This is a genomic window from Streptomyces sp. NPDC007929, from assembly GCF_042959065.1.
In the GTDB taxonomy this organism is placed as follows: Bacteria; Actinomycetota; Actinomycetes; order Streptomycetales; family Streptomycetaceae; genus Streptomyces.
Genome location: NZ_JBIBKD010000012.1, coordinates 61,319 through 75,217, shown reverse-complemented (window position 1 = coordinate 75,217; position 13,899 = coordinate 61,319). Strand labels below are relative to the sequence as shown.

Genomic DNA, 13,899 nt, shown 5'->3' with positions numbered 1-13,899 from the left:
AGGGGACCTGTAGGGGCGGTTGCGCTGGATGCAACATTGTTGCGGGCGCTAGAGCGGCGGGTGTATCCCCAGGCCAGCCGCTAGGCGGGAGGGGCGTCAGCGCGAGGCTGACGCCCCTCTCATCAGGGATTACTTGTCAGATGAGCGTTTGCCGAGTGTTGCACTCGATGCAATTCCGCCCAGTTTCAGCTGCAGCCGCTCGTCGAGCCGCAGCCCTCGCAGATGTAGCAGGAACCGGCGCGCTGCATCTTCGTACCGCAGGAGAAGCACAGCGGGGCGTCGGCCTGGATGCCCAGCTGCATCTCCACCAGTTCGGCGCTGGTGTGCGCCTGCTGCGGAGCGGGCTTGACCGCTTCTTCGGCCTTCGGAGCGGCGACCGCCTTCAGCTCCTGGGCGCGCGGGGCGGACTGGGCCAGCCCTTCCACGTCGACCTCGTCGTCGGACGGCTCGTACGACCCGGTCTCGAGGTGACGCTGGCGCTCCTCGGCGGAGTGGATGCCGAGCGCGGAGCGCGTCTCGAAGGGCAGGAAGTCCAGCGCCAGGCGGCGGAAGATGTAGTCGACGATCGACTGCGCCATCCGCACGTCCGGGTCGTCCGTCATACCGGCCGGCTCGAAGCGCATGTTGGTGAACTTCGAGACGTACGTCTCCAGCGGCACGCCGTACTGGAGGCCGACGGAGACCGCGATGGAGAAGGCGTCCATCATGCCCGCGAGGGTCGAGCCCTGCTTGGACATCTTGAGGAAGACCTCACCGAGACCGTCGTCCGGGTAGGAGTTGGCGGTCATGTAGCCCTCGGCACCGCCGACGGTGAAGGACGTGGTGATGCCGGGGCGTCCCTTCGGCAGGCGCTTGCGGACCGGGCGGTACTCGACGACCTTCTCGACCGCGGTACGGATGGTGTCCTCGGTCTTCTCAGTGATCTCCGCCTTCTCCTTCTCCTTGGTCTTGGCGGAGAGGGGCTGGCCGACCTTGCAGTTGTCGCGGTAGATCGCGAGGGCCTTGACGCCGAGCTTCCAGGCCTCGAAGTAGATCTCCTCGACCTCTTCGACGGTCGCCGACTCCGGCATGTTGACCGTCTTGGAGATGGCGCCGGAGATCCACGGCTGGATGGCGGCCATCATGCGGACGTGGCCCATCGGGGAGATGGCCCGCTCGCCCATGGCGCAGTCGAACACCTCGTAGTGCTCGGGCTTGAGGCCGGGGGCGTCGATCACGTTGCCGTTGTCGGCGATGTGGGCGACGATCGCCTCGATCTGCTCTTCCAGGTAGCCCAGGCGGCGCAGGGCCTGCGGGACGGTGCCGTTGACGATCTGCATCGAGCCGCCGCCGACCAGCTTCTTGAACTTGACCAGCGCGAGGTCGGGCTCGACACCCGTGGTGTCGCAGGACATCGCCAGGCCGATGGTGCCGGTCGGGGCGAGCACGGACGCCTGCGAGTTACGGAAACCGTTCTTCTCGCCGATGCGGAGCACGTCGCCCCAGGCCTCGCTGGCGGCGGCCCACACCGGGGTGTCCAGGTCGTCCATGCGGACGGCCTTGTCGTTGGCGTCCGAGTGCTGCTTCATCACGCGCTTGTGGGCGTCGGCGTTGCGGGCGTAACCGTCGTACGGGCCGACGACCGAGGCCAGTTCGGCGGAGCGCCGGTACGCCGTGCCCGTCATCAGGGAGGTGATGGCTCCGGCGAGGGCGCGGCCGCCGTCGGAGTCGTAGGCGTGACCGGTGGCCATCAGCAGGGCTCCGAGGTTGGCGTAACCGATGCCCAGCTGGCGGAACGCGCGCGTGTTCTCGCCGATCTTCTGGGTCGGGAAGTCTGCGAAGCAGATCGAAATGTCCATCGCGGTGATGACCAGCTCGACGACCTTCTGGAAGCGCTCGGCCTCGAAGGACTGGTTGCCCTTACCGTCGTCCTTCAGGAACTTCATCAGGTTCAGCGAGGCCAGGTTGCAGGACGTGTTGTCCAGGTGCATGTACTCGCTGCACGGGTTCGACGCGGTGATCCGGCCGGACTCGGGGCAGGTGTGCCAGTTGTTGATGACGCCGTCGTACTGGATGCCGGGGTCGGCGCAGGCCCATGCGGCCTCGGCGATCCTGCGGAAGAGCGCCTTGGCGTCGACCTCCTCGATCACCTCTCCCGTCATCCGCCCCCGCAGGCCGAACTTGCCGCCCCGCTCGACGGCCTGCATGAACTCGTCGTTCACCCGGACCGAGTTGTTGGCGTTCTGGTACTGGACGGACGTGATGTCGTCGCCGCCCAGGTCCATGTCGTAGCCCGCGTCGCGCAGGACGCGGATCTTCTCTTCTTCCTTGACCTTGGTCTCGATGAAGTCCTCGATGTCCGGGTGATCCACATCGAGGACGACCATCTTGGCGGCGCGGCGGGTGGCACCACCGGACTTGATCGTTCCTGCGGAGGCGTCGGCACCGCGCATGAAGGAGACCGGGCCGGAGGCGTTGCCACCGGAGGACAGCAGCTCCTTGGAGGAGCGGATCCTGGAGAGGTTCAGGCCGGCGCCGGAGCCGCCCTTGAAGATCATGCCCTCTTCCTTGTACCAGTCGAGGATCGACTCCATGGAGTCGTCGACGGACAGGATGAAGCAGGCGGAGACCTGCTGGGGCTGCTTGGTGCCGACGTTGAACCAGACAGGGCTGTTGAAGCTGAAGATCTGGTGCAGGAGGGCGTACGCCAGCTCGTGCTCGAAGATCTCGGCATCGGCGGGCGAGGAGAAGTACTTGTAGTCCTCACCGGCCTTCCGGTACGTCTTCACGATGCGGTCGATCAGCTGCTTGAGGCTGGTCTCGCGCTGCGGGGTGCCCACGGCACCACGGAAGTACTTGCTGGTGACGATGTTGACCGCGTTCACCGACCAGAAGTCGGGGAACTCGACGCCGCGCTGCTCGAAGTTGACCGAGCCGTCGCGCCAGTTGGTCATGACGACGTCACGGCGCTCCCAGGCCACCTCGTCATAGGGGTGGACCCCAGGCGTGGTGTGGATGCGCTCGACACGCAGGCCCTTGCTCGCCTTGACGCTCTTGGCTCGGGAACTCCGTGCCGGACCGCTCGCCGTCTCTGTCATGCCGCCTCCCTGTACGGGCGAAAACGCCCTGAAGTGCCCCGTTGTTCCCGTGGCACGGTGTTCTGTCTGGTGTTGCGGGCACCCACTCACGTCGCCCGCAACAGGTCTTCTCATCGCCGCCGCCCGGCCGGGCCCGGAGCTGCCTTCCGGGTCCGGCCCGCCGGTCAGTCGGCGGCGCCTGCGGGCTGGGGGACCTGTTCCGCCCCTCCGGACCCGCGGTCGTCTTCCTGGCCCCCCGCGGCCGCGTCCTCGCGGTCCTCGTCGTCCGCGCCGGGGCGTCGCGTCTGCCCCCTGAGTTCCTCGATGGCCGCCTCGAAGTCCTCGAGCGAGTCGAACGCCCGATAGACGGAGGCGAATCGCAGGTAGGCGACGAGATCGAGCTCCTGCAGCGGGCCGAGTATGGCCAGCCCCACGTCGTGGGTGGTCAGCTCGGCGCTTCCGGTTGCCCGCACCGCCTCCTCGACCCGTTGGCCGAGCTGGGCGAGCGCGTCCTCGGTGACGGGCCGGCCCTGGCACGCCTTGCGCACTCCGTTGATGACCTTCGTACGGCTGAAGGGCTCGGTGACTCCGGACCGCTTCACCACCATGAGCGAGCACGTCTCCACGGTCGTGAAACGACGGGAGCAGTCAGGGCACTGGCGGCGCCTGCGGATCGATGTGCCGTCGTCGGTCGTACGACTGTCGACGACACGGCTGTCGGGGTGCCTGCAGAAGGGGCAGTGCATGAACTCCCAACCCTCCTCACAGCAGACTCAATAGCCTCGCCGGGCCTCTTGCGCCCCACGAAGCAGCCCCAAGCATAGGCGATGACCATGAGCCTCGAGACCCGGGGGACCACAACTTCTGGGCTACTGATGCAATCCAACCACTAGATGTGGGGATTGGCTCATACATCGACACCACTCCCGCGTGTCGCACGCGTAGGCGCCGGTGGCGTACGACCGGCCGGATCCCACCGGCCCCGCGCACCGGCGCAGGCGCCGCCGCGACGGCTTCCCGGGGACACGGGCAGATCCGTTTCTGCACAGCCGTATCGCCGCAGCACATGCGGAGATACCGTGGGCGCCGCGGGGAGGGGACGTGGGACTCCCGCACAGATGAGGGCTGGTCCCGGGGCAGGGGAATGCCGGATGGCAGACTGGGGCACCAGTCCACGAGTGATCACCCCGGCGGTGAAGAGTACAGCAATGGGCCCTTTTGCCCGCCAGGTGGCGCGGCCGCCAATACACCCGGACACATGATCGCGTCCGGTGATTCGCGATTTTTCACTCGAACGTGTGTTTGGCGCAACCTTTCGAAAGCAACTACCGTTGTCCAGCAGGGAGACCATCGAGAGGGGCCGACGTGACCACCACCGCAGACAGTGCCGCCATTACTGCCCAGGACCGCTCCCAGGGCCGACTAGAGCCGGTGCATGCGATGAACGAAGCCACGAACCCTGAGGGGCACAAGCGCTCCCTGCCGGGCCGACCTCCCGGCATCCGGGCGGACAGCTCGGGACTCACCGATCGCCAGCGCCGCGTGATCGAGGTCATCAGGGACTCCGTGCAGCGACGGGGCTACCCGCCTTCCATGCGCGAGATCGGTCAGGCCGTCGGCCTCTCCAGCACCTCCTCCGTCGCCCATCAGCTGATGGCGCTGGAGCGCAAGGGCTTCCTGCGCCGCGACCCCCACCGCCCGCGCGCCTACGAGGTGCGGGGCTCCGACCAGGCCGCCTCGGTGCAGCCCACGGACACCACCGGCAAGCCGGCCGCGTCGTACGTGCCGCTGGTCGGCCGCATCGCCGCCGGTGGCCCGATCCTCGCCGAGGAGTCCGTCGAGGACGTCTTCCCCCTCCCCCGCCAGCTCGTCGGCGACGGTGAGCTGTTCGTACTGAAGGTCGTCGGTGACTCGATGATCGAGGCCGCGATCTGCGACGGCGACTGGGTCACGGTGCGCCGTCAGCCGGTCGCCGAGAACGGCGACATCGTGGCCGCGATGCTCGACGGCGAGGCCACCGTCAAGCGCTTCAAGCGCGAGGACGGCCATGTCTGGCTCCTGCCGCACAACGCGGCCTACGAGCCCATCCCGGGCGACGACGCGACCATCCTCGGCAAGGTGGTGGCCGTTCTGCGGCGCGTCTGACAGCGCGCACCGCGTCGGGCGGGCCCACTCGGGCCCGCCCTCTGACCGGGCCCCGGGACCTCTGCGCCGGTTCCGGGGCCCTGCGCTGTTCGGGCCCTGCGCTGTTCGAAGGCTTGCGTTGCTCGAGGGCCGAATGAGATCGCGTGTTCGTGCGGGTGAGCTGTGGGGTTGGCCTGCGACCGAGCCGCAGGCCAACCCCACGGCTCATACGTCGTCCGGCTGCCCGGCTGCCGCCTGCTGGGCAGAAGCGTCGATCGCGGCCAGCGATTTCCGCACCTGGTTACGGTCCGTCGTGAACCAGAAGTCGGGCAGTGACGCCTTCAGATAGCTCCCGTACCTGGCTGTCGCCAGACGCGGGTCGAGGACGGCCACCACACCTCGGTCCCCCGACGCCCTGACGAGCCGGCCGGCGCCCTGCGCCATGAGGAGCGCGGCGTGAGTGGCGGCGACCGCCATGAAGCCGTTGCCACCCGCGTCCTCCACGGCCTTCTGCCGGGCACTCATGAGCGGGTCGTCCGGACGCGGAAACGGGATCTTGTCCATGACGACCAACTGACAGCTGGATCCGGGGACGTCGACGCCCTGCCAGAGCGACAGCGTGCCGAAGAGGCAGGTCTTCGGATCGGCCGCGAAGTTCTTGATGAGCTCGCCCAGCGTCTCCTCGCCCTGGAGGAGGATCGGGTACTCGGGGATCCGGGACCGGAGCTCTTCGGCGGCCAGCTGGGCTCCCCGCATCGAGGAGAACAGGCCGAGGGTTCGGCCTCCCGCCGCCTGGATCAGCTCCGTCAGTTCGTCGAGCATGTCCGCACGGTCGCCGTCCCGCGCGGGGCGGGCGAGGTGCTTGGCGACGTAGAGGATGCCCTGTTTGCGGTAGTCGAAGGGCGAGCCGACGTCGATGCCCTTCCACTGGGGGACGTCGTCGCCCTCGGTGCCTTCCGGGGACAGCCCCAGAGAGGCACCCACACCGTTGAAGTCACCGCCCAGCTTGAGCGTCGCGGACGTGAGGACCACGGAACGGTCCGCGAAGAGCTTCTCCCGCAGCAGGCCGGAGACGGACATGGGGGCGACGCGCAAGGAGGCACCGAAGCGGTCGTGGCGCTCGTACCAGACGACGTCCCACTCGGAGCCGTTCGTGATGCGTTCCGCCACGTCGTGCACGTTCTCCACGGAGGCCAGGGCCTGCTTGCGGACGGCGTCCTCGTCCTGGACGGACTTGTCGCGGGTCGCGCCGATCGCGGAGATGACAGTGCGGCACGCGTCGCCCAGTGCCATGAGGGCGTATCCGAGATCCTCGGGGATCTCCTCCAGACGGCCTGGCAGCGCCAGCTCCATCAGCCGCTCAAAACCCTCGGCTGCGGTCTGAAGCTGGTCCGCGGCCTTCTCGTTGACGAGTTTGGCGGCGCGACGCACCGCGCGGTTGACCTGGCCAGGAGTGAGCTCGCCGGTGGCGACTCCGGTGACCCGGGAGACCAGCTCGTGCGCCTCGTCGACGATCAGCACCTCGTGCTGCGGGAGGACCGGGGCCCCCTCGATGGCGTCGATCGCGAGCAGCGCGTGATTGGTCACGACGACCTCGGCGAGCTTGGCCCGCTCGCGAGCCATCTCGGCGAAGCACTCCGCGCCGTACGCGCACTTCGAGGCGCCCAGGCACTCCCGCGACGACACAGACACCTGGGCCCAGGCACGGTCCGAGATGCCCGGCGTGAGGTCATCACGGTCGCCGGTCTCGGTCTCGTCGGCCCAGTCACGCACCCGGAGCAGGTCCTGGCCCAGCTTGCTGGTGGGTGCGGCGGCCTCGAACTGGTCGAAGAGGCCTTCTTCCTCGTCCTGCGGAACCCCCTCGTGCAGACGGTGCATGCACAGGTAGTTCGACCGTCCCTTGAGCATCGCGAACTCCGGGCGTCTACGCAGCAGGGGATGCAGCGAGTCGACCGTTCTCGGCAGGTCACGCTCCACCAGCTGGCGCTGCAGGGCCAGGGTGGCGGTCGCGACGACCACCCGCTCCCCGTGCGCGAGCGCGGGCACCAGGTAGCCCAGCGACTTGCCGGTGCCGGTGCCGGCCTGGACCAGCAGGTGGGAGCCGTCGTCGATCGCTTCCTCGACGGCTTCGGCCATGGCCACCTGACCGGGGCGCTCCGTACCGCCGACGGCAGTGACGGCAGCATGCAGGAGTTCGGAGAGTGAGGGCTTCGTCATAGCGCGACCACCCTACGACCCTGCACTGACAAACGGGCGATCACGCCGGGGCCAGCAGGCGGGGGCGGGGACGGAGGCGGGGACGGAGGCATGATCAAGATCGCGGTCCTCGGTGAGAATCGGAGCGGCCATGGCTGTGAGCAAACTGCTCAGAAATTTCGGACGGCGAGCGGGAACTGCGGCGGGACGGCCCGCGTTCAATGAGTGATGGCGCGGTGACACAGCGCTACAGCAGATGCCGGAGTGACCGGTCTCGGACCATGAGGGCGGCCCGCTTGGCGGGCAGGTCGACCTCGGCGGAGAACCGGAAGCCGGCGGTCAGGAATGCGGCTACGGAGGGGGTGTTGCGCATGTCGGGTTCAGCGACGACACGTGTGCAAGAAGGGCGCTGCGCGAGGACGAGATCGGTCACGGCCCTGAGCAGCAGACCCCCGAGACCGCGCCCACGATGCGTGACCCCACCGAGCAGAAGGTGGATTCCCGTGTCGTGAGGCCGGGCCGGGTAGTGACGGGCCAGCGGGTCCAGATCCGCCCGGTAGATCTCCCAGTAGCTCATCGGCTGTCCGTCCAGCACACCGATGCACGGCACGCTGCGCCCGTCGCCGGCGAGCTGAGCCCGCAGGTGGTTCCGCGTCACCGCCGACGGTCCGGCCAGTTCCCAGAACGCCGCGGCGGCGGGGTCGTTCATCCAGCGGCAGATGAGCGGAAGGTCGCGTTCGAGGCGCACGGGGACGAGGTGGAACCCTCCCGCGGGTGTGTCGACAGGGCCCCATTGCGCGACGTGGTCAAGGAGGTCGTCACGACAGAGAACCGGGGAAGAGCGTGGCGCCGAGTCCTCGTCGCCACCCCTGCCGATTTCCGGCGAGCCGGATCGGGACCCGGCACCGCGAGGCACGTCGGCCAGAGCAGGGACGGCGATACCGGTTTCGGCGATCGGGTCGGCGGGAGGCACCGAACGCTCCTCTCAAAGGGGGTGGGGCTTGTCCTCAGGGAGAAGGGAGACAGGTCAGCTACGGTCCGGGACGATCAAGGTGTTCGGGAATGCAGGGGGTTGGCGATGGTGACGTAGACGGACTGGGTGTCGACCGGGCCTACGAGTTCATCGAGGCCGTACATCCGGGTCAGCAGGTTGGCTTTGCAGCGCAGAACGGGCGAGTCGAGCAACCGGGCCGGTAGCGAGGTGCGCAGCGGTGCCGGGCCGGAGGCCACGTCACCCAGGAAGCGGCGGAAGGCGGCGAGCAGCAGCCGCTCGTCCGCCAGCCCCTGGGCGCCGAACGCGCCGATGAGGCCGAGCACGTTGTTGACCGCCAGGTAGTACGCGAGCCGCTCGTCGGCGACCTCGTCACGGACGAACGTGTCGCTCCGTTCTCCGATGCCGGGCAGTCGGGCCTCCAGCTCCGCGCGCCGGGACTCACGGAAGTAGTAGCCCTGGTTGTCGCGGTAGCGACCGCCCGTGGGCCAGCCCTCGGGGTCCAGCAGGAGCAGGGTGTTCTGCTGGTGCGCCTCCAGGGCGATGCCGGCCTCACCGTCAAGCCAGAGGACGGGTCGCACCACGTGTGCGAGATAGCGCAGGAACCACTCCGCGGCGACAGCGCCGCGGGGCCGACCGGTACGGCGGGCAAGGCGGGTGACGACGTCGGCGAGCCGGGACCGTAGGGCCGGGCCGTGCGTCCCCGTACGACCCGGGGCACCCTCCAGCGGGGTCGGGGAGCACGGGCGCGGCGAGAGGAGGCCTGCGACGCAGGAGACGTCGTCGGAGGGGAAGAACGGGTTGTGACGGATCACCACGTCGAGTCCGGGCATCGGGACACCGTCGGGGGTGTCCACGGCGAGCCAGGCCGGGTCCCGGACGACGTCGAAGCCCGGGTGCGCGGCTCGCCACTGCTGGGCGAGGCCGCTTCGGAGGAGGCGGTGGACCTCGACGCCGCGGTGGAGCTCCTTGCGGAGGTTCTCACGGCGGGAGTTGGTGATGCGCAGGCCGAGCGAGAGCTTGAGCATCGCGGGGGCATGGGGGCGGTAGACGGTTCGAACGGAGGAGGTGGGGTGCCAGGGAGGACCATGGCTGCCGAGGTCACGGAGCAGCCCGGCGTCCAACAGGGCAGCGGTTTCCGCACGGTGACGGATCTCGTGTGCCTGCCAGGGGTGCAGGGGCAGGAGGGCGTACCCCTCTGGCAGCGCCGGTGCGGTACCGGCGAGGCGGGCGGTGAGCCGGGGCGCGGCGACGGGGCGCCCGCGTTCGGTCCAGCAGGAGTCGGTGGCGAGAACGGAGGAAGCGACAGCCATCCAGTGCAGGGGAAAGGAGCCGTGCAACTCAGGTGAGTACGACAGGGCTTCGGTGTCGGAGAGGCCTTCGCGACTCTTGGGGCTCGGATGCAGGGGGTGTCCGAATACCAGCGCCTGTTCCGCGGACAAGAAGAGGTCGGGTCCGTCGGCCGGGGCTTGCCGGCGGGCTTCGACGAAACCGGCGACCCGGCGGACCGAGTCGGCAACGCCGGCGACGAGGAGGGAGTTGTGAGCAGGGCTGACGGCCGAGCCGTCTGAGGACGCCTCCCGTGTGAGCAGGGCGGCGATCGTGACGGCGTCGGCAGGTGGGGCGTGGTCGGGCGCATCAGCGAGACGAGGAGGGTCGAAGCGGTGCCAGCCCGTCGGGGACCAGTAGCGGACCGGCGCGAGGAGAGCCGTGCCGCTGGCGGGCAGGGGGATGCGCAGGACGCCGTCAGCCGGGGCGGGCTGGTCCGTCTCGCGCACCCAGCAGCGGAGCAGATTCTCCACGGCGGCGGCCTGGGCGACGGTGTGGGGGTCGGGATGCTCCAGAGGGTCGCTGTCGGGGCCTTCGGACAGCCCGTGGAAAGGTTCCAAGGCCGGCCGCTGCTGAGGGATTCGCTGGTCCGGCGACGTCCCCGGCGACCGGGTACCGACGGAACCTTGACCATCCGTCGGTGTGTGGTGCTCGGGGTGGGGCGTGGCGTTCACGACAGGTACCTCATGGGGTGCTCCGGATCAGGCGGTTAGGGGGGTGGCGGACCGAGGGGGCTTCACTCGGCTCGGCAGGGCCCGAGAGGGCGGCAAGTCGCGCAGCGGGCAGACGTGTTCGGACCGGACTTGGGCGTTCGGCCACCGGCGGGGCGAGGAGTCGGCCAGTGCCCCGGCGCTCCCCCCCCCAGCACGGCGTGGAATCCCACGCCACCGCCCGCTCTCGCCGGTCACGGTGCGGTTGCCGGGCCACCCCCTCGGCACCGGACCGCTGCCCGGATCGCGTCGGCGAGGCGTTCCAGTATGGCCGCAGCCTGTTCGTCTGTGATGGTCAGAGGAGGGAGGAGTTGCACGACGCTCGCGTGACGACCGCCGAGTCCGACGATGAGGCCGCGCCGCAGGCACTCCCGCTGCACCGCGGCAGCCAGTTCGGGGGCGGCGGGGAGCGGCCGGTGCCAACTGCCCGGCGTCACCGACCCCACCGACCCTGGCACGCCGCCCTCCGCAGCCCCCGGAGCCCCGGGAGCTGCGGCAACATCGGCAATGGCGGGAGCCCCGAGCGCCCCCGCGGAGCCCCACTCCCCCTCCCCGTCCGGATCCACCAACTCGACCCCGATCATCAGCCCCCTCCCCCGCACATCCCCTACACACGAGAAATCGGAGGCCAATTGGCGGAGTTGACCCAGCAAGCGCGCTCCCAGGGTGGCCGCGCGGTCGGCGAGGGCGTTCTCGCGGACGTGGGCGAGGGTCGCGGTGCCGGCGGCCATGGCGAGCTGGTTGCCGGGGAAGGCGTCGGCGGGGCTGCCGGGTTCCCGGGTGACGAGGTCGTCGCGATAGACGACGACGGCCAGTGGGAGGCTGCCGCCGATGGCGTTGGAGAGGACCATCACGTCGGGGGTCACGCCGCTGTGCTCCACGGCCCAGAAGGCGCCGGTCCGGCCCACGCCCGTCTGGATCTCGTCGACGATCAGCGGGACGGACCGGTCGGCGGTGAGTTGTCGCATGCGCCGCAGCCAGGAGTCCGGTGCGGGGATCACGCCACCCTCGCCCTGGACCGGCTCGACGAGCATCCCGGCGGGCAGCGGCATCCCGGACGACCCCGGGTCGCCGAGGAGGGACTCCGTCCAGCGGGCGGCGAGGTCGGCTCCGTGCTCGCCACCGACGCCGAAGGGGCAGCGGTAGTCCTGCGGGTAGGGCAGGCGGGTCACCCGAGTGTCATGGGAGTTCACGGACGGGTCGTCGAGGACTCCTGTGGTACCACCACAGCCGACTCCGGCGGTACCACCGCGTCCCGCTCCGGTGAACGTCAGGAGGCCGCTCCGTCCGGTCGCCGCGCGCGCCAGGGCCCAGGAGGTCTCGACGGCTTCGCTGCCGGCCGGTCCGCAGAACCGCACCCGCGCCCGCTCGGCGAGGCCCGGCGGCAGGGTGCGGAACAGCTCGTCGAGGAAGGCGTCCTTGACGGGTGTCGCGAGGTCGGGGGCGCTCAGGGGTGCGCCGGAGTCGAGGACCGTGCGGATGGCTTCCAGGACGACCGGGTGGTTGTGGCCCAGGGCGAGAGTTCCGGCGCCGGAGAGGCAGTCCAGGTAACGCCGGCCATCGGCGCCCTCGATGGTCAGTCCCCGGGCCCGCACCGGAACGATCGGCAGGGCGCGGGCGTAGGTCCGGGCGGCGGGTTCGCGTGCGCCCTGGCGGCGTGAGAGGCCCTCGGGCGTGGAGCGCGGGGCGGGGGCGGTGGGGTCGGCGGCAGCGCCGACGGCGGGTTTCACCTGCGTACACCCCACAGCGGCCTCCTCCGACGCACGACCCCCATAGGTGGATTCCGCCACGGCTTCCAAGACCTCCCACTGGGCACGGGCACAGAGGACCGCATCCAGACAGCAGGCCCCCCATCCGCTACCAACCCCGGATCACTCACGGGGTTACGGGTTGCCTCAAGATCCTTTCCGTGACGGAACTGTTGCTGATCCGTCGGATCGCCCCCACAGGCACCGCATAGTGTGTGGTGCCGTTCCCGGACGCCGTGAGGTCGCCCCGAAGTTCCCGCGGGACAGCGGGAATCGGGGGCGAAAGGCCGGTTCGTCCACGTTCGTTCCGTACCAGGGGGAGTCAGATCATGCGACCCACACGACCGTCGTCCCATACCGGCCGAGGAGGCGGGGCGCGACGCCGGAACTCCCCCGTGCTGGCAGCGGTGGCCCTCGCTTCGGCGCTCGCGCTGACCGCCACCGCCTGCGAGTCGGGCGACGCCGAGGCGGGTGGTGAGGCCTCCGCGTCGGCCACCGCCTCCGACGACGGCAAGCTCAGGATCCCGGACGACATCCGGGACCGGCTCCGCGAGCACGGGATCGACGTCGACAAGTGGAAGGACGGCGCCTGGAAGAACTGGGACCGGGACGACTGGCTGCGCGAGGCGAACGAGTACATCAACCCGATCATCGAGGGGCTCTGGAACCCGGACCGCATGCGGGAGGCCGAGGAGCCCGACCAGGGCGTCGACGACAGCGACCTCTCCGGTGACCAGGGCGTGACCGACCCGACGCCCGAGCCGGTCCGGGCGCAGGCCGTGCCGCCGTCGTACCACGCCAACGCGCCCACGGCCGGGAAGGTGTTCTTCGACTCCCCCGGGGGCTCGGCGGTCTGCTCGGCGACCGTCGTGAAGGACCCGGCGCACCCGGGCAAGTCCAACCTGGTGTGGACGGCGGGCCACTGCGTGCACGCGGGCAAGAAGGGCGGCTGGTACCGCAACATCGCGTTCGTGCCGTCGTACAACGACGACGGCAAGCCGGTGGCGGAGCTGGAGAACGCCACCCGCGAGGACGTCGCCCCCTACGGTGTCTGGTGGGGCGACTGGGCGCAGACCTCGGACCAGTGGATCGAGCAGGGCGGTTCGACGGGCGGTGACGGCGCGCCGTACGACTTCGCGGTCATCCATGTGACCCCGGAGAAGGGCAGCGGCGGCAAGTCGCTGGAGGAGATGGTCGGTGCGGCGCTGCCGGTCGACTTCAAGGCGCCCGCGGTGCCGCAGATGAAGAGCGTCACGGCGATCGGCTACCCGGCCGCGCCGCCCTACGACGGGCAGAAGCTGTTCCGCTGCCAGGACCGGCCGGGGCGGCTGTCGGTCACCGCGTCGGACCCGACGATGTACCGCATCGGCTGCACCATGACCGGCGGTTCGAGTGGTGGTGGCTGGGTCGCTACCGGGCCGGACGGCAAGCCGGCGCTGGTGTCCAACACCTCGATCGGCCCGGTGACGTCGGGCTGGCTGGCCGGACCGCGTCTGGGCGACGTGGCCAAGGGTGTGTACGACTCGGTCAGCAAGAAGTACGCCAACCGGTGACCGTCCGCTGAATCGCGCCGCCGGTGGGGCGGCACCCCGGGCGGCTCCCTCCTGAGTTCCGGTTCGGGGGCTCTCGGAAACCTTCACCGCCCCACCCCGGTTCGCCCTCAACTCCACGGGCATAGTGGGGAGTCGCGTGGGAGCACCGGCGCGCCGCACCCATGGCATGCACACGCGGCGCCCCGCACCGGC

At 69.9% G+C, this 13,899-nt stretch carries 8 protein-coding genes; 2 read left to right on the top strand and 6 right to left on the bottom strand.

Annotated features, from left to right (window positions below; translation table 11 throughout):
• Positions 1 to 185: 185 nt before the first annotated feature.
• Entirely contained in the window at positions 186 to 3,077 is a 2,892-nt protein-coding gene (locus tag ACFZDE_RS33160) for a vitamin B12-dependent ribonucleotide reductase (RefSeq protein WP_391206329.1), read from the bottom strand.
• Positions 3,078 to 3,241: 164 nt separating this feature from the next.
• On the bottom strand, positions 3,242 to 3,802 hold the full coding sequence (gene nrdR, locus ACFZDE_RS33155; protein WP_391206326.1) for a transcriptional regulator NrdR: 561 nt from the start codon (positions 3,800 to 3,802) through the stop codon (positions 3,242 to 3,244).
• Positions 3,803 to 4,421: 619 nt separating this feature from the next.
• Here nrdR and lexA point away from each other — a divergent pair.
• On the top strand, positions 4,422 to 5,201 hold the full coding sequence (gene lexA / locus ACFZDE_RS33150; RefSeq protein ID WP_390994805.1) for a transcriptional repressor LexA: 780 nt from the start codon (positions 4,422 to 4,424) through the stop codon (positions 5,199 to 5,201).
• A 204-nt stretch (positions 5,202 to 5,405) separates the two neighbouring features.
• Here lexA and ACFZDE_RS33145 read toward each other — a convergent pair whose 3' ends face one another.
• The 4 genes from ACFZDE_RS33145 to ACFZDE_RS33130 form a co-directional block, all read right to left on the bottom strand.
• On the bottom strand, positions 5,406 to 7,397 hold the full coding sequence (locus ACFZDE_RS33145) for a helicase C-terminal domain-containing protein (RefSeq protein ID WP_391206323.1): 1,992 nt from the start codon (positions 7,395 to 7,397) through the stop codon (positions 5,406 to 5,408).
• Between the two features lie 226 nt (positions 7,398 to 7,623).
• The gene (locus ACFZDE_RS33140) at positions 7,624 to 8,253 is read right to left on the bottom strand and encodes a GNAT family N-acetyltransferase (protein WP_390994989.1); all 630 of its coding nucleotides are present in this window, start codon (positions 8,251 to 8,253) and stop codon (positions 7,624 to 7,626) included.
• Positions 8,254 to 8,423: 170 nt separating this feature from the next.
• Positions 8,424 to 10,370: an IucA/IucC family protein gene (locus ACFZDE_RS33135; RefSeq protein ID WP_391206321.1), complete on the bottom strand. Its 1,947-nt coding sequence runs from the start codon at positions 10,368 to 10,370 to the stop codon at positions 8,424 to 8,426.
• 230 nt (positions 10,371 to 10,600) lie between these two features.
• Complete coding sequence (locus ACFZDE_RS33130; RefSeq protein WP_391206318.1) at positions 10,601 to 12,151, bottom strand: aminotransferase class III-fold pyridoxal phosphate-dependent enzyme; 1,551 nt, start codon at positions 12,149 to 12,151, stop codon at positions 10,601 to 10,603.
• A gap of 332 nt (positions 12,152 to 12,483) precedes the next feature.
• On the opposite strand from ACFZDE_RS33130, the gene ACFZDE_RS33125 reads away from it, so the two are divergent.
• A complete protein-coding gene (locus ACFZDE_RS33125) occupies positions 12,484 to 13,707 on the top strand; it encodes a trypsin-like serine peptidase (protein WP_390994815.1) in 1,224 nt (407 codons plus the stop codon).
• Positions 13,708 to 13,899: the final 192 nt, after the last annotated feature.